Source organism: Acidobacteriota bacterium, assembly GCA_016196065.1.
Lineage (GTDB): Bacteria > Acidobacteriota > Terriglobia > Terriglobales > Acidobacteriaceae > Acidiflorens.
The window spans coordinates 432,694-449,545 of record JACPYL010000010.1; the positions used below are offsets into that span (position 1 = coordinate 432,694).

Consider the following 16,852-nt stretch of genomic DNA (forward strand, 5'->3'; position numbering starts at 1 on the left):
CTACTGCGTATACCCAGTTGGGCTGTAGTTACGGTAGTGAATGTTCGTGGGTACAGTAGGCATGTTGTTCAGAAATCTGTACTTATTGCTACTCCGAGGCGCAAAACTAGGCTGAGTAGTTTCTGCTCGCGACCTTGGAAAAATTACGGTTCAGAAATCTGGCACTTGAAGTGCGTTATCTGGACAATTCGTCCCGATTTCAGGTGTTTTGGATGAGGTCGAAAAGGGCGCTGTTCAGGACTTTTGCTGGAACTTGGGGTCCGCTCCATGGCAATCCTTGCAGTCTTTGGGAGTCGGTTTGTAGTAGAGGACTTGCTTCCCTTCAAAGTCCTTCATCAGTTTGTGGCAGTCGCCGCAACGGACGCTCTTGTGCGCGCCTGCGAGCGCGAACTGGGTACGCTTGTCGTGGTCGAAAGTCGAGGGTTTCCACTTCGCGCTGTTGTGACAATCGGCGCACGGAGTGACCTCACCTTTGGCGAATTGCCGGCCGTGCGGATCGGCATGACACTCCTCGCACTTCAGCGGAGCCTCGGTGAAATTCGCGTCGATCAGCTTGGTGCTCAGGTTCGCCGGCTTGTGGCAATCGATGCACGTCACCGCGCGATGCGCCCCGACCAACGCAAACTTGGTCTTGGCATGGTCGAAGCGGGTCAGATCCTTCCAGTCTTTCGTGGAGTGGCAGGCCTCGCACCCGGCTCGCGTTCCATCGCCACGTAGCGCTTTCATCCGTTCCGCAAACTGGTTGTTGTGCGGGTCCTTGTGGCACGTCACGCAGGAACCATCCTGGAAATGAAATACGGCGGTCGTGCCGTACCGGGGAGGCTCAGGTGCAGGTGTTGTCTGTACCGCTGCAGAAGCGGGCAGGAGCGCCGCACTCGGGAATGCCGACGCCGGTTTGTGGCAATCGCTGCACAGCACTGCCAGATGGCCGTTGGTTAGCTGGAAGCGAGTCTGCTTGTGTTTCGCCAGCGAGAACGAAGACGGCTTGAATCCTTCCACTGAATGGCACTGCTCGCACTGGTTCAACCAGGGAGCCGCCGCAAACTGTGTCTGATGTTCGTCGTGATGGCATTCCAGGCACTTCTCGAACTTGATCTTGTATAGAGTGTCTTTCCCCTTGGCAATGTGACACTGCGCGCAATCCAGTTTCGCGTGCTTGCCGGCCAGCGGATATTGAGTGGAAGCATGCGCCTTCACGTCGAACTTTGAAGGCTTCCATCCAGTGACCTCGTGGCAGGCAGAGCACTCGCCTGCATCGGGACGCTTCGCGAACTGCCCATTGTGCGCGTCTTTGTGGCAGTCCGTGCACTTCGCGAATTGGAGTGGCTTCTTGAAGTCGCCGTTCGCGTGGCAGGAACCGCATGGCACGGTCAGATGTTTCCCAACCAGCGGATACTTCGTCTTGGAGTGATCGAAGCTCTGGTTGAGTCCGGTGGTGACGACCTTCTTCCAGCTTGCCGTCGTGTGGCAGCTCTGGCAACTCTGCTGTCCGAAGCTGCCCTTATGCGGATCGGCATGGCAGTCATTACACTTCGAGAAGGGAAGTCCCATGTAGCGCGGTTGCTTGTCCGGCCCCGGCGTATGGCACTTTTCGCACTTCACCTGCGCGTGCTGTCCGGTTAACGGGTAGCGGGTCTTCGCGTGATCGAACGTTCCCGAAACATTTTTCCAGTCCGTGAAATTGTGACAGGTCGCGCAATTCGGTCCCAGCCGTCCGCTATGAGGGTCTTTGTGGCAAGTGGCACAAGTCTCTGCTAACCCTACGAAACTGCGGTTGAGGTCCTTGATCTTAATCAACGCACGTTCTGCGGGAAGAATATGTTCCGGCGTGTGGCACTTCTTGCATTCCACGCCTGCATGCTTGCCTTCCAGCGTGTACCCGGTCTGCTTATGATCGAAAGTCTTTGTGTCCCACTTGACGAGCGGGAAGTCCAGTCCGTTGTGGTCGGAGTGGCACTTCGTGCACTCCTGGCTTGATCCCGGCCGCATCCCGTACGAGAAGTGCAACCCCTTGTGCGCGTTGAGCCGGGCCGCAATTTCACCGTGACACTCCAGGCATTTGAAAACGACTTCTCCGCCCAGTTTGTGGCAAGTTGTACAGCGCGTGGCGCCCTCGAGATCCTTATGTGCGCGCGCGAGTGCGCCCGGAGAAATCTGTCCTGCCGCCGCAGTCGATAGAACCGCGATCGCGAAAATCAGGAAATACTTGCGCAAGCGCCAAGCCATGGAAAGCAGAGTGTCAGCACGTAGGACGCCGTTCTCGATTCTTGATCGAGTCTCGCCAGCCGGGAAAGTGACTTCATCAATGACAGCGTCCAATGAAACTGGTATACAACACCGCAGCGGGATAAGTCAGTGAGTCTGTTGATACAGTAGCCCGTTGACCTTGGTCACTTGCGCCGCGCGCTCCGAATGTGACGAGCTGTTCGGTTCAGAGATTGCGAAAGCCGCCAACAAAGAACATAGAGGAGAATCCGTGCATCCAACCTACGTTCGGTTTGCAAAGGTCATATTGACGTGTGGCATCGCAGCTTCGACGCTGATTTCGCAAGCCCAGTCCAACAAGAAGGCCACAGAAGCTGCCGACGAGGCCATGCGCAAAGCCCCGCCGCGAGCCGAAGGGGAGGGGCCGTTCCCGCATCTCATTCTTCGCGCAGCGACACTTATCGACGGAACTGGCGCTCCCGCCGTTGGCCCCGTTGATATCGTCATTGAAAAGAATCGCATCACAGAGATCGTCAACGTAGGCTTTCCCGGTGTGCCGCTCGCGGACAAAATTCCTGGCTCTACAAAATTGCGTCCCAAGGCCGGACCCGGCGACAAGGAACTCGATCTTACCGGCATGTACGTGTTGCCCGGCTTCATCAACGCGCACGTGCACATCGGGCCTGAGCACAGCACCGGCGCGGAATACATCTACAAACTCTGGCTGGGCCACGGGATCACAACTATCCGTGAGGTGTGGGGAGACAACGGTGTGCCCTGGATGCTTGACCAGCGCGACAAGAGCGCGCGCAATGAAATCACCGCGCCCCGCATCAAGGCCTACATCGCGTTCGGAATGAACCTGAAAAGCGAGACGGGCGACATCGACACAATTGCTACCCCGGACGCCGCTCGCCGCTGGGTCGACGGTCTTTCTGATGCCGGGGCCGATGGCATCAAGTTTATCGGCGCGCCTCCGGATATTTTTCAGGCTGCTATTGATGAAGCGAAGAAACGCCACCTCGGTACCGCAGCTCATCTCTCCCAAACCTTCGTTGCCCAGGCCAATACACTCGACGCGGCCCGCTGGGGACTGAATTCGATGGAACACTGGTACGGCCTGCCGGAAGCCTTGTTCGATAACAAGACCGTCCAGGATTTTCCGCTCAACTACAACTACTCCAACGAACAAGACCGCTTCGGCAATGCCGGACGCCTTTGGCTCCAAGCCGCAGCTCCCGGGAGCGCGAAATGGGATGCCCTCCGCGATGAACTGGTGAAACTCGATTTCACGATTGACCCGACTCTCACGATCTACGAAGCGGGACGCGACCTGATGCGCGCGCGCCGCGCGGAATGGCACGAAGACTACACGCTGCCTGTTCTCTGGAAACATTTCAACCCCAGCCGTACCGACCACGGTTCGTATTGGTATTACTGGACCACGGAAGACGAAGTTGCGTGGAAGCACAACTACCAGCGCTGGATGGAATTTCTCAACGATTACAAGAATCACGGCGGCCGTGTGACCACCGGGGAAGATGCCGGCTTTATTTACAGCCTGTACGGTTTCGGATACATCCGCGAACTGGAACTCCTGCGCGAAGCCGGATTCCATCCCCTCGAAGTTTTTCGCGCCGCCACTCTCAATGGAGCGCACCTGCTCGGAGTCGCCGATCAACTCGGCAGCGTTGAAGTGGGGAAACTGGCCGACTTGGTCGTGGTGCCAGTGAATCCGCTGGAGAACATCGCGGCACTCTACGGAACCGGCGCCATCAGACTGGACGAGCACAACGAAGTGACCCGAGTAGGGAGCGTCCGTTACACCATCAAGGACGGCATTATCTACGACGCTCCGAAGTTGCTGGCCGACGTTCGGCGTATGGTCCGCGAAGCCAAGCAGAAAGAGAAGTTCACGCTCACGCAGCCGGGGATGTCGAAATAGTCTTTTTGGCGGAACACCCACGTAATCATGGGATCAGCGGCAGGCTTGACACCTCGCTGGGCGCGATAGAAACTCTAGGTTCGTTGCTTATGGAACCGCTCCCATATTGTCCGCTGCTCGGCGGCGAAAAATTGTCTGGAGATAACGATGAGCCCGTCGCCACGGCCCACATTCGATAAACCCACCCACATTCCTTACGAAGCCGCGACCCGTCATGTTTGGGGCGACGACGTTGCCGGCAAGGTGATGGACTGGATCTACGTTTCGAGCGGCAAGATCCACCAGTTACTGTTCTCAATGCCGAGTGGCGGACGCTTTCGCCATTCCGACCAGCATCGCACCATCTTTGCCGCGGACGAACTCTACTACGTCATCTCGGGAACCTTCGTGATGTCGAATCCCGAGACCGGGGAAGTCCACCGCGTGAATGCCGGCGAGGCAGCATTTTTCCGGCGCGATACCTGGCATCACGGTTTCAACTACGGCACCGAGCCGCTGCGGGTTCTGGAGTTTTTCGCTCCTCCGCCTTCGCAAGGTACATCAAGTGCCTATGCGAAAACCAAGCCAAATCTGGCGGAATGCCGTTACACACAGGACCAGTGGATCGAAAACTGGCCGATGGCTCGCGCGGATGCGGAACGAAACTTCCGCTTCAAGATGGTGCGCGACTCCGATTTATTGTGGCGCATGGAAGGCTCAGACAACGGCGGGCGCCAGATGGTCGGAATCCTCGTCAGCACAGACCAACTCACCGTCGGGAAGCTTTACCTGTTGCCCGGGCGGGAAACTGAAATCGAAGTCCACGGCGGCGATGAGAGCCTGTATCTGCTGGAAGGGAATCTGGGCGTGTGTGTCGAATCCCCGGACTCCTCTCCGTGGTTTGAATTGAAGCCCGGCGACGGATTCTTCCTGCCGCAAGGAACGCGTCATCAATACCGCAATATTTCCGACCGGCCAGCAGTAGTACTCTTCGGCGTCGCTCCAAATTACTTGCCGCGCTGACCGGCCCGTTGCAAGTCTTGGCTAGGGCACAACCGGCAATATCAGCGCAGAAGGATGTTGCGCGTCGTGATAGATCGTATTCGTTGCCGTCATAGAGTGCTGGCCGCTCGCCATATCCTCGCCAGTATTCAAGTTGCGATCGAATCGCGGAAAGTTGCTGCTGGATATTTCCAGTCGCAGCTTGTGCCCCTTCAGAAAAACATTGCTGGTTGACCACAAGTCGATGTTGAACTTGTAGATCTGACCGGGATTGATCAATTCCGGCTTTTCCTGCGAGCTGCGATAGCGCGCACGTATGATTCCCTCGGTCAGATTCTGCGCATAGCCGTCGGGGAGAACGTCGATCAGCTTGGCAGTGAAATCCGTATCGACAGCCGAAGACTGCGCGAACAACTCCACGCTGATCGGTCCCGTTATCTCCGTATCTTGCGTGAATGCGGGAGTGGTGTAAATCAATACATCATCGCGACCTTCCACCGGTCGCTGATCGCGCGGACCGGCTGACAGATGTTGTCCGTCGCAACACAGTGGTCCTCCAATCGTGGGCGCTGGATTCGCCGGGTCGTAAATATAATGATCCGCCCCTTCCGCCTTCGGGAGGGCTTCCGACAGGCTGCCATCCCCGCGCAATGAGTTCGAACCCTTTGCGGCGTGGAGGTAGTACCTTGTATTTCGCGCTCGGCTCAGCGGCCACTCGTCCTCCTGCCGCCAGCGGTTGGAGCCCATCACAAATATCTTTACCGGCTTCCCGGCAAACTCATTTTGTTCGCCTTTAAATAAATAGTTGTACCAACCTAATGTGATTTTTTCGGTGTCATATTCAGCCGCAGCAGGTCCAAAGTCGATTTCCCCAATTTTTCGACCGTCGCCGGCATGACCGCCGATGGTGATGAGAAGGTGTTGTCCTTTGCGCGCCTCCTCACTTCCACCCCGCGCCTTGACGCCGAGATAATTACGGAGCGAGCCTCCCAGGAAAAGGTCGTACCAGGCAGCAATGGTCAACGAGGGGACTTTGATATCCGCGTAGTGCTCTTCGATCGACAACTGTTTCCAGTATTCGTCATAGTTCGGGTGAGCGAGCCAATCCAGATAGTAAGGAGCCAGGGTTGCTGAGGAAGCAGGCACGCTCACAGAGTCGCCAATGTTGAACAGTGGAAAGCTGGTGAGGGGCAGCTTCCACATCCCCATCAAAGCATTCGTATTCTTTTGGACCGTGCGATTGAAAGTATCCTGCGCAAGCCCAGCAGTCCATGACTGGCTGAACCACTGAACGAAAGCGCCACCTTGGTAGACCCATCCGTCGTGATAGTTGCTGGGTGTCACCTCCGGACAAATACCAGCCAGGTGAGGCGGATGCGCGATGGCCGCCAACATTTGCGTGGCTCCAACGTAAGAGCCGCCGAACATGCCAACCCGGCCGTCGGAGTAAGGCAATGCTGCTGCCCACTCTACTGTGTCGTAGCCGTCATTCGACTCATACTTGAAAGTGTAGAAGTCGCCGTCGGAGTTGTAGCGTCCGCGCGTGTCCTGGATGATGACGACATAACCGAACGCCGCCGCCCGCGCGCCAAAGTCGCCGTCACCGCGCTTGTCATAAGGAGTACGTTGCAGCAGGACAGGGAACTTGCCCTCCGCCTTGGGTCGATAGATATCGGCGCGCAACAGGACTCCATCGCGCATCTTGGCCGTCACATTGCGCTCGATGGTGACGGGAAGAGAATCTGCGGCCACAAGGACACGGGCAGTTAACAGCAGCGTGACAATTGTGGCGAGCAAAGTGGCGTTTCTACGATCCATTGTTTGGACCCTCCGGTTTTTGCAAAAGACTTAACCAGAGAGTCGACCAAGTTTCACCTGCCCGCGTCAAGCTCCATATTCAATTCGAGGACATTTATTCCCGGTTCTCCCAGCAAACCTAAATCGCGGTTACGAGTGTGGCGGGTAATGAGTTGCCGCAATGCAGCTTCCGGAAGGCGGCGTTCCCGCGCAACGCGGGGAACCTGAAACTCGGCGGCAGCTGGAGAAATTTCCGGGTCCAGTCCTGATGCCGAGGTGGTAACCAAGTCCGCTGGAATCGCGGCGTTTGGATTTTCCGCTTGCAGCCGAGCCACGTCGGCACTCACGCGATCCATCAACTTTTGATTGGTCGGACCGAGATTCGAACCGGCGGAGGCAGTCGCGTCATACCCGTTGTCGCCGGCTGCGGAAGGCCGGGAATGGAAATATCCGGTGCCGGTGAAAGGCTGCCCAATCAACCGCGATCCGACCAACACCTGATTCCTGCGGATCAGCTGCCCGTTTGCTTTGTCCGGGAACAGGACTTGCGCGAGGCCCGTGACCGCCAGGGGATAGATCAATCCCAGCAGCACGGTCGTGACCACAGTCATGAGTACGGAAATGAGCACATTCTTCTTCATATTGTTTCTCTCTTACGCCATGCCGATGCGGGTGATGATCATGTCAATCAACTTGATTCCAATAAACGGAACCACGATGCCGCCCACGCCATAGATCAGAAGATTATTTCGCAGGAGTGCAGCTGCGCCGGTCGCACGATACTTCACGCCCCGGAGCGCCAATGGAATCAAAGCAATGATGATGAGCGCGTTGAAGATCACGGCGGACAGAATCGCCGACTGCGGTGTCTTGAGCTGCATGATGTTCAGGGCGTTCAACACCGGGAAAGTACCGGCGAACATTGCCGGGATAATCGCAAAATATTTCGCGACGTCGTTGGAAATGGAAAAGGTAGTGAGCGCACCGCGCGTCATCAGCAACTGCTTGCCGATTTCCACGATCTCGATGAGCTTGGTTGGATTCGAATCGAGATCGACCATGTTGCCCGCTTCTTTCGCCGCTTGCGTGCCCGTGTTCATGGCCACTCCCACGTCGGCCTGCGCGAGTGCGGGAGCATCGTTGGTGCCGTCTCCGGTCATCGCGACGAGTTTGCCTTCTCCTTGTTCGCGACGAATCAGATCCATCTTGTCTTTCGGAGTTGCTTCCGCCAGGAAGTCATCCACGCCCGCTTCCCGCGCAATCGCCGCGGCTGTCAGGGGATTGTCACCCGTGATCATGACGGTCTTGATCCCCATGGCGCGCAACTGGTCGAAACGTTCCTTCATGCCACCTTTGACAATGTCTTTTAGATAAATCACTCCCAAGGCACGCCGGTTCTCGGTCACAATCAGTGGAGTGCCGCCGGAGCGCGCAATCGTTTCGACTGCTGCTTGCACCTCCTTCGGCATGACCGTACCGTTCTGCTGCAAGTACCTGGTGATCGCATCCACCGCACCCTTGCGAATCTCCCGGCCATCGAGGTTCACGCCGGACATTCTGGTCTGCGCCGTAAACGGAACGAACTGCGCTTCTTGCGCGGCGAGATTCCGTCCCCGCAAGCTGTATTTCTCTTTTGCTAGGATCACGATGGATCGCCCTTCTGGCGTTTCATCCGCGAGCGACGAAAGCTGCGCAGCATCGGCCATCTGGGCGGCCGTGATGCCTGGCGCGGCGATAAATTCTGCCGCCTGCCGGTTACCAAGCGTGATCGTTCCGGTCTTATCGAGTAGCAGCGTATTCACGTCTCCCGCCGCTTCTACCGCGCGGCCGGACATCGCGAGCACATTGTGCTGGACCAGGCGGTCCATGCCTGCGATGCCGATGGCCGACAAAAGTCCGCCAATCGTCGTGGGAATCAAGCACACGAGAAGGGAAACGAGTACGAACACCGTCTGCGGTGCGCCGGAATACATGGCGAACGGCTGCAGGGTGATGACCGCGAGCAGAAAGATAATCGTCAGGCCCGCCAGCAGAATGTTCAAGGCGATTTCATTCGGAGTCTTCTGTCGGGAAGCGCCCTCGACCAGCGCGATCATGCGGTCCAGAAATGTCTCGCCGGGATTCGACGTGATTTTGATCTGGATCCAATCGGAGAGTACGCGAGTGCCTCCGGTCACAGCGGAACGATCACCTCCGGCTTCGCGAATGACAGGTGCCGATTCTCCCGTGATGGCAGACTCGTCCACAGACGCGACACCTTCAACGATTTCGCCATCGCCGGGAATGAAATCGCCCGCCGACGCGAGCACCAGATCCCCAGCGCGCAGGTCACAGCTTGGTACTTTTTCACTCTTGCCACCAGGCAGGAGGCGGTTCGCGATGGTTTCCGAGCGCGCTTTGCGCAGCGTGTCCGCTTGCGCTTTGCCGCGTCCTTCGGCCATTGCTTCCGCAAAGTTCGCGAACAGCACGGTGAACCACAGCCAGAGTGTGATTTGCAGATTGAACCCAAACGCTCCCTCATGATGCAGCAGATCCCGGAGCAATAACCCACTCGTGACGACGCTCCCCACTTCCACCACAAACATGACGGGATTCGCCATCATCTTGCGCGGGTCAAGTTTCACCAGCGAGTCCCACGCTGCCCGGCGCACGATCTTCACATCCCACAACGACTTACTTTTCTTTTCGGCCATAGTTCCTCAGAAAGTCTTTCCCGCCTGCATCAGCAAATGTTCAAGGATGGGTCCCAGGCTCAGCGCAGGGAAGAATGTCAGTGCACCCACGATCACAATGACGCCAGCCAAAAGCGCGCTGAAGAGCGGCGTCGTTACCGGGAACGTTCCCAGCGAAGGAGCGATATATCTCTTCTTTGCCAGATTGCCTGCAATCGCCAGCATGGGGAGAATCATGAAGAAGCGCCCAATCAGCATGGTGAACGCGCCGGCGATGTTGTACCAGGGCGTGTTTCCGTTCAGCCCGCCAAACGCCGATCCATTGTTACCAGCCATCGAAGTGAAGGCGTATAGAATCTGGCTGAGACCGTGCGGCCCCGGATTACTGATGCTGGTAGTTCCGAACCCGCGCACCGAGGAGATCGCGGTGAGCGCAAGAATGATGAGTGGGAAGACCAGCGTTACGAGCATTGCCATCTTCACGTCGTAAGCTTCGATCTTCTTTCCCAGATACTCCGGCGTCCGCCCGACCATAAGGCCGGCAATGAATACGGACAGCACGACGTAGATGAGAATTCCGTAGAGTCCGGCTCCGACGCCGCCGAAGACTGTTTCGCTCAGCATGATGTTGACCAACGGCACTATTCCGCCCAGCGGAGTGAAGGAGTCATGCCAGCTATTGATGGCGCCGCAACTTGCGTCAGTTGTCACCGTCGCGAACAACGCCGAACCAGCAATACCGAAGCGTACTTCCTTCCCTTCCATGTTGCCGCCGGGTTGCGTCAGGCTGGCGCGCTGATCGACTCCATGCAACAGGGGATTGCCTCGCGCCTCGGCCCAATATGCGGTCGTCACCCCTGCGATAAAGAGCACCGCCATCGCGGCCCACACCGCCCATCCATGACGTTGTGATCCGGTCATTCGTCCCAACGTGTAGGTAAGGCCCGCGGGAATCAGGAAGATGGATAGGATCTGCAGAAAATTACTGAGTGGCGTCGGATTCTCGAATGGATGCGCGCTATTGGCGTTGAAGAATCCTCCGCCGTTCGTGCCCAGCATCTTGATCGCTTCCTGGGATGCGACCGGGCCCTGCGCAATCACCTGATCGGTGATCGTGGCAGTCACGGGTTTGCCATCGGCAGCCGCTTTTTGCACTTGCTGTGGCTCAATCAGCTTGGCCGTGTCGTACGGCCGCATGTTCTGTACCACTCCCTGTGAGACCAGAACCATCGCGAACAGCAGGCAAAGAGGCAGTAAAACCCACAGCGTGCAACGAGTGATGTCGACCCAGAAATTGCCGATCGTATCCTTCTCACGTCGTGCGATCCCGCGGATGAACGCAATCGCGAGCGCGATCCCGACGGCAGCCGAGGTGAAGTTGTGATACGCGAGGCCCGCCATCTGCGTGAGATAGCTCATGGTGGCTTCGCCGCCGTAGTTCTGCCAGTTGGTATTGGTAGTGAACGAAGCGGCCGTGTTGAAGGCCAAATCCGATCCCACGCCCGCGAGCTTCTGTGGATTCCATGGCAACAGAGCCTGCGCCCTCTGGATCAGATACAGCGCCAGCATGGATACGCCGCTGAACAGCAGCATGGACACCGCGTATTCGGTCCACCGCATTTCGTAATTTTCATCCACCAGCGTGATGCGGTAGAGCAATCGCTCCACTGGACGCAACACGGGATCGAGGAACGTCTTCTCCCTCTCGAACACGCGCGCCATGTACCAGCCCATGGGCTTTGTAGCCGCCAGGATCAATCCCAGGAAAACGAAAATCTGTAACCAGCCATTGACAGTCATTGCTAGAACTTCTCCGGATACAGCAAGGCGTACAGCAGATACGCCATCAGTGAGCCGCTCACCACCAACATCACAATCGTTTCCAGATTCATTGATTCGCCTCAGTGCATCCGTTCACAGAAACGGACGTATGCAATTCCAATCAGAAAGAAAGCAACCGTCAGCACCACGAAGATCAAGTCCCTCATTTCGTGTCTCCCATCTCATCATTCTCCCGAACCACGAATTCGCTGTGCGGGTGTTCAGTTCTTCCATCGGTCACAAGTGCGCACAGGATGGCGATCATCGTTGCTGTTCCGAATATGCAGAAGACCACCATCACAATGCCCGCAAAGCTCGAAATCGCAGTCGCAACCATGCCTCCACCAGAACTAGAACTTCACCATTAGAGCGAGGTTGATCCGGTTCTCAGTCTTGCGCAGGTCGGGAGTGAATCCTTCCACCACTGAGCCCGGAGGGCCGCTGTTGCCGCCGGCTGGCGTGATCCCGCCTTCTCCCGTGAAGTAGGGAACATTGGCAGCGCGGTGATCGAACTCCCAGCGGAACGTGATGTACTGGCTCGGCATGTAGTCAAAAGTCGCTGAAGCGTCCCATGCCTTGTAGAGGTCGCCTGGATTCTGCGTAAAGTAAGGCGTTCCCGACGCGGCCGTCGCTCCGTTGATGGGTGGTAACAGAACGAGGTAGCGTCCGGGGTTGTTAATCTGTCCGCCGCCCAGCGTCAGGCCGTAACGGTCGTGCTGAAACCAGAAACGGTTGTAGACCATGTAGCCGAGAAAACTCTGCTTCGGGGCGTTCCGGCTTCCCGTGCAACTGACGCCACCACCGGATTCGCAACCCGCATCTCCCGTGAGTGTGAATGCGGCCTTATCGAGAAACTGTCCAGGCCGATCGTAGTACTTCACCTCGATGCTGTTGTCGGTGTGATAGCGCGTGCGGTTGGGATTTCCCAATGTGTCCGCGCCAATTCCATAGTTGTTCGAGATGATCGAGATGGAACCATTCGGCCGCCAATTGATTTGTCCGCCCAAGCCAGACCGTCCGTTGAAGCGGCCGTAGGACTGCCATCCATTGATGAACCACGGTTCGATCTTGAGTTTTTCGGTGGGGAAGATTTGCACGCGCAGGCCGTTGAAGAACCAGGGCGTGTTCGAAGAAACATAGGACGGCTGGTAGGCCCAGTTGTCGAAATTGTAGTAACTGAATAGTCCGATGTAGGACATGAAGATTCCGGCATCCACGTTCACGCCGTGCATGGCGTTGAAGTGATAGCCGCCGTAAGCCTCAGAAAGGTAGCGATACGCGCCGTCAAGGTTCCACTGTCCACGCGAGGGACTGGCATCGTTGCGCGGGGTCGTTTCAGAATAGAGACCGAACTGCGTCATGAGGCGGGCGCGAACGTTGTCGTAGTGGAAGTCGCCGCCGACACCAAGTTGGGTGATGTGAATTTCGTTGGAGCGGAACACTTCGCTCGACCCGCCAATCGTGTCGTCCTTGGGATGATTGAAATCGTAGACGTATCCAACGTCGGCCCGAACTTCCGCAGTGAAGAATTTCGTGTCGAGTGGCGACTCCTTGGTGCGGGCATTTCCATTCATCCAGGTCCAATCCGCGAAGGCGAACGGCTCGGCTGGCTTGGAGGGAGATATCGCTGGCGCACTCGCTTGCGGGGAAGACAGGAGCGCTTCGCCGGAGGCTTGAACCTGAGCAGCGGGCGCCGTCGCTGAGTTCAAGAATCCTGTTGTGGCCTCGGCCGGCAGCCCTGCGGACTTTGCCTGTTCGCCATCCATGCGCGCAATCTTCGCCTGCAACTCGCGAACAATGTCGCGGAGTTGCCGAACTTGTTGGGCCAGGTCTCCGCTTTGTTGATCTTGCGCTTCAGTTGCCGGAGTCGGGACATTCGAACTGGTTTGCGCGGAAGCAATCGTCGCGAGTACCGCTACCAGAATGATTGCGCTCCATGGTCCTTTCATACGTGCCTCTTCTGCACCGGGCCTAATCCCCCCGATACACTCCGATTGAAACGGTTCAGGCGTAAGGAGGGAGTAAGCGCTTTATAAGGAATTCGTATGGAAGGATGTTGTGCAGCGGCGCAACTTGCAGATGCTACGGTAGTTCAACTATTTCTGGACGCCTGCTTCCAGACGGTAGCCGATCCACGGTTCGGTCACGATGTACTGTGGCGAATCTCCGGAGGGCTGCAACTTCTTCCGCAACTGGGCGACGACGACACGAAGATACTCCACTTGTTCCGTGCTCTCGCCGCCCCACACGGATCCAAGAAGCGTGCGATGGGGCACCACTTTTCCCGGATGTTCCGCAAGATAAACGAGTACATCAAATTCTTTCGGTGTGAGATGTACCGCCCGACCGCCGACCACAACATTGCGCGCTTCGATATCGATCCGGAAATCTCCCAATTCGATCACTTTGCTCGCGGAGTCTTCGCTTGGACCGCGCCGGAGGTTTGCACGGACGCGCGCCAACAGTTCTTCCATGCCGAAGGGCTTCGTAATGTAGTCGTCCGCGCCCGCGTCCAGCGCCTGCACTTTCGTTCGTTCCTGGCCTCGCACTGACAACACCACAATTGGAACTTGCGATTTCAATCGCAACCGCCGGCACAGCTCCAGCCCATCCATATTCGGCATGGATAAATCGGTGATCACGAGGTCAGGAGTCCAGTCCTTCATGATCTCCAGCGCCATCTCGCCATCGTTGGCCACGCGGATGTCGTAACCCTGGTTCGAGAGGCTTGTCCGCAATACTCGCGTGATCTGCGGTTCGTCATCCACGACGAGGATGCCGCGATGATTGGAAGGCGCCGGCATCACTCGGGCTCCTGCGTCACGATGTGAACATCCACAGCTGGCGCATCGCGAAGAAATTTGTGAAGCGCGGAGAGATACATAAAGCGCCTCCATCCCTGCGTCGCCGAACGTCCGAATACGACCTGCGTAATATGCTTTTCACGGACAAACTCGGCGATCGTCTCTTCCACTTTCTGGGCCTTAAGCCGGACCACGTTGGCGCCGACATTTTGCGCAAACTGAATGTTCGCACTCAGTGTTTTCTGGTCGGCTTCGCTGTTGTCCTGCCCACGGTCGATATAGATGACGTATAAGTCGGCATCGATCGCTTGCGCCATGCGGCTGCCGCGGGCAATCAGATACTGGGCGGCCGGATTAGAACTGATGGCAACAGCAATCCGTTCCCGGATGCTGACTTTGCTGCTGGCTTCATCTTTCTCTCGATAGGACTCCAGCTTCTGGTCGACCGCATGTGTCACCTGTCGCAGGGCCAGTTCGCGGAGGGCAATCAGATTTCCTTCCTGGAAAAAATTCGTCAGCGCTCGATCGACACGCTCCTGCGGATACACATCGCCGCGCCGCATCCGATTCTGCAGCGCTTCGGGAGTCAGGTCGGCCATCACGACTTCATTGACTCTCTGCAGTACCCAATCGGGGACGGTCTCGCGGACCTGCACTCCGGTGAGGCTTCGCACGGTCGGAGTTACGCTTTCCAGGTGCTGGATGTTCATGGTGGAAAGTACATCGATGCCTGCGTCGAGCAGCTCAAATACGTCCTCATACCGCTTGTGATGCTTGCTACCTTCGATGTTCGTGTGAGCAAGTTCGTCGACGAGTGCGACCTGGGGCTTCCGTTTCAGGATTGCGTCAACATCCATTTCTTCAAACACCGTGCCCTTGTAGGGAATCCTCTGACGCGGTACCGCTTCCAGTTGTGCCGCCAAGTCGGCAGTCGACTTCCGCCCGTGTGACTCCACCACGCCTATCACGATATCCTCGCCGCGGCTGTGCCGCCGGATTGCCTCACTCAACATGCTGAAGGTCTTGCCGACGCCCGGGGCATAGCCGAGAAAAAGCTTGAATGAGCCTCCCTTCCTGGTGGGAGCGGCTTCCTCCAGCCATTGTTCTGGGGTCTTGGGCATCGCGAGTATTGTCGTCGAGCAACTCCCAATTGTCGATATGCACGAATACACGTCAGCTACAATCGATCCGTGAAACCAGGGGTCAAGTCGGCGGTTGGCTATGCGGCATCAGCAGGAGCCGTTTGGGCGCTGACGTTCCTGTATTCCGGCGTGATCCATGTCAACCCCACTACGGTTGCGCTCACGTTTCTCCTGGCGGTACTGATTGTTTCTACTTTCTGGGGGCTGAAGCAGGCGGTGCTCGTCGCCGTTTTAGCCGCCTTTGCTTTTAACTACTACTTCTTGCCCCCAGTCGGGACACTCACGATTACCGATCCGAAGGACTGGGTTGCGTTGATTGCTTTCCTCTTGACGGCGGTCATTGCCAGTGAACTTTCCGAACGCGCCCGTCGTGAAGCTCACAACGCAATCGAACGCCGCCACGAAGTCGAACAACTTTACGGATTCAGCCAGCAGCTTTTGTCCAATGACAATTTGCCCGAACTCTTGAATGTTATTCCTGGATACGTTGTCGAATTCTTCGGAGTGACGGCGACGGCGATCTCGCTCTCCAATCGTCCTGATGTCTACCGGTCGGATTCCACGACCAACGAACTCGATCTGCACGATCTCCAGATGACGAGCATGCGCGGGGAGCCGAAGGTGGAGGCGAAACGCGCTTTCATTCCCCTCCGCATGGGGGCGCGTGTCGTGGGCAGCATGGGAGTGGCCGGGGCCGTCCCCTCCAGACAAACGCTCGACGCGATCAGCAGTCTCATCGCGATTGCTGTCGAACGCGTTCGAACCATCGAAAAACTGGGACGAGCCGAGGCCGCCCGGGAGAGCGACCAGCTGCGTTCGGTTCTCCTTGATTCCGTCGCCCATGAATTTCGCACGCCGCTGACTTCCATTAAAGCGTCGGTGACTTCATTGCTTGGCAGTCCTCAGCTACCGGAGGTTGACCGCCGTGAATTGCTGACTGTGATCGACGAGGAGAGCGATCGCCTGAACCGTCTGGTCGGCGAAGCTTCTGAAATGGCGCAACTGGATGCAGGCAAGATCGAGTTGGATTTGCAACCGCACTCGATCCGCGCCGCCATTGACGAAGCACTGGATGAGACCAGGCAAACTCTCGCACAGCACACGGTCAACGTCGAGCTTCCGCCTGACCTCGGCAACATTCGCTACGATCTGGCCCGAATCCATGAAGTGTTTGTGCAGTTGCTGGAGAATGCGTCCAAATACTCTCCGCCCGGCGACCCGATTCACATCACCGCCGAAATAAAAGGAGAATTTCTCATCGCCAGCGTTGCCGACCTTGGCCCGGGCATCGACGACTTCGAACAGGCGCTCATCTTCGACAAGTTCTATCGCGGCCGGAATCAGCGCCTCAGGGTGCAGGGAACAGGAATGGGCCTGGCCATCGCGAAGGCGATTGTGGAAGCACACGGTGGAACCATTGGCGTGACCAGCCAGCCGGGACATGGTTCCGTATTCTATTTTTCCCTACCGATCAAGTAGCTCCGG

The 16,852-nt window shown here is 57.1% G+C and carries 13 protein-coding genes; 3 read left to right on the forward strand and 10 right to left on the reverse strand.

Annotated elements, in window-relative coordinates:
* Nucleotides 1-234 precede the first annotated feature (234 nt).
* Complete coding sequence (locus HY010_05250) at nucleotides 235-2,226, reverse strand: hypothetical protein (GenBank protein MBI3475116.1); 1,992 nt, start codon at nucleotides 2,224-2,226, stop codon at nucleotides 235-237.
* Nucleotides 2,227-2,593: 367 nt separating this feature from the next.
* On the opposite strand from HY010_05250, the gene HY010_05255 reads away from it, so the two are divergent.
* Together HY010_05255 and HY010_05260 are read left to right on the forward strand one after the other, a co-directional pair.
* The gene (locus HY010_05255) at nucleotides 2,594-4,150 is read left to right on the forward strand and encodes an amidohydrolase family protein (protein ID MBI3475117.1); all 1,557 of its coding nucleotides are present in this window, start codon (nucleotides 2,594-2,596) and stop codon (nucleotides 4,148-4,150) included.
* A gap of 147 nt (nucleotides 4,151-4,297) precedes the next feature.
* Nucleotides 4,298-5,152 (forward strand): cupin domain-containing protein, encoded by an 855-nt coding sequence (locus tag HY010_05260; protein ID MBI3475118.1) that lies wholly within the window; start codon nucleotides 4,298-4,300, stop codon nucleotides 5,150-5,152.
* 21 nt (nucleotides 5,153-5,173) lie between these two features.
* Here the strand turns inward: HY010_05260 and HY010_05265 are convergent, their stop codons facing one another.
* The 9 genes from HY010_05265 to HY010_05305 all read right to left on the reverse strand — a co-directional run bounded on the left by HY010_05265 (nucleotide 5,174) and on the right by HY010_05305 (nucleotide 15,346).
* The gene (locus HY010_05265) at nucleotides 5,174-6,949 is read right to left on the reverse strand and encodes a CocE/NonD family hydrolase (protein ID MBI3475119.1); all 1,776 of its coding nucleotides are present in this window, start codon (nucleotides 6,947-6,949) and stop codon (nucleotides 5,174-5,176) included.
* A 53-nt stretch (nucleotides 6,950-7,002) separates the two neighbouring features.
* A complete protein-coding gene (gene kdpC / locus HY010_05270; GenBank protein MBI3475120.1) occupies nucleotides 7,003-7,569 on the reverse strand; it encodes a potassium-transporting ATPase subunit KdpC in 567 nt (188 codons plus the stop codon).
* A 12-nt stretch (nucleotides 7,570-7,581) separates the two neighbouring features.
* Nucleotides 7,582-9,621, reverse strand: coding sequence for a potassium-transporting ATPase subunit KdpB (kdpB, locus tag HY010_05275; protein MBI3475121.1), 2,040 nt, complete (start codon nucleotides 9,619-9,621; stop codon nucleotides 7,582-7,584).
* A 6-nt stretch (nucleotides 9,622-9,627) separates the two neighbouring features.
* Nucleotides 9,628-11,400, reverse strand: coding sequence for a potassium-transporting ATPase subunit KdpA (kdpA, locus tag HY010_05280; GenBank protein MBI3475122.1), 1,773 nt, complete (start codon nucleotides 11,398-11,400; stop codon nucleotides 9,628-9,630).
* Nucleotides 11,401-11,402: 2 nt separating this feature from the next.
* Nucleotides 11,403-11,492 carry a K(+)-transporting ATPase subunit F gene (gene kdpF, locus HY010_05285; GenBank protein MBI3475123.1) on the reverse strand — a complete coding sequence of 30 codons (90 nt, stop codon included), beginning with the start codon at nucleotides 11,490-11,492 and terminating at the stop codon, nucleotides 11,403-11,405.
* Between the two features lie 92 nt (nucleotides 11,493-11,584).
* On the reverse strand, nucleotides 11,585-11,758 hold the full coding sequence (locus HY010_05290) for a hypothetical protein (GenBank protein ID MBI3475124.1): 174 nt from the start codon (nucleotides 11,756-11,758) through the stop codon (nucleotides 11,585-11,587).
* 13 nt (nucleotides 11,759-11,771) lie between these two features.
* Complete coding sequence (locus tag HY010_05295) at nucleotides 11,772-13,370, reverse strand: outer membrane beta-barrel protein (protein MBI3475125.1); 1,599 nt, start codon at nucleotides 13,368-13,370, stop codon at nucleotides 11,772-11,774.
* A 147-nt stretch (nucleotides 13,371-13,517) separates the two neighbouring features.
* Complete coding sequence (locus HY010_05300) at nucleotides 13,518-14,225, reverse strand: response regulator transcription factor (protein ID MBI3475126.1); 708 nt, start codon at nucleotides 14,223-14,225, stop codon at nucleotides 13,518-13,520.
* The gene (locus HY010_05305) at nucleotides 14,225-15,346 is read right to left on the reverse strand and encodes a universal stress protein (GenBank protein ID MBI3475127.1); all 1,122 of its coding nucleotides are present in this window, start codon (nucleotides 15,344-15,346) and stop codon (nucleotides 14,225-14,227) included. The genes HY010_05300 and HY010_05305 overlap by 1 nt, the downstream gene beginning before the upstream one ends.
* A gap of 69 nt (nucleotides 15,347-15,415) precedes the next feature.
* On the opposite strand from HY010_05305, the gene HY010_05310 reads away from it, so the two are divergent.
* A complete protein-coding gene (locus HY010_05310) occupies nucleotides 15,416-16,846 on the forward strand; it encodes a DUF4118 domain-containing protein (protein MBI3475128.1) in 1,431 nt (476 codons plus the stop codon).
* Nucleotides 16,847-16,852 lie beyond the last annotated feature (6 nt).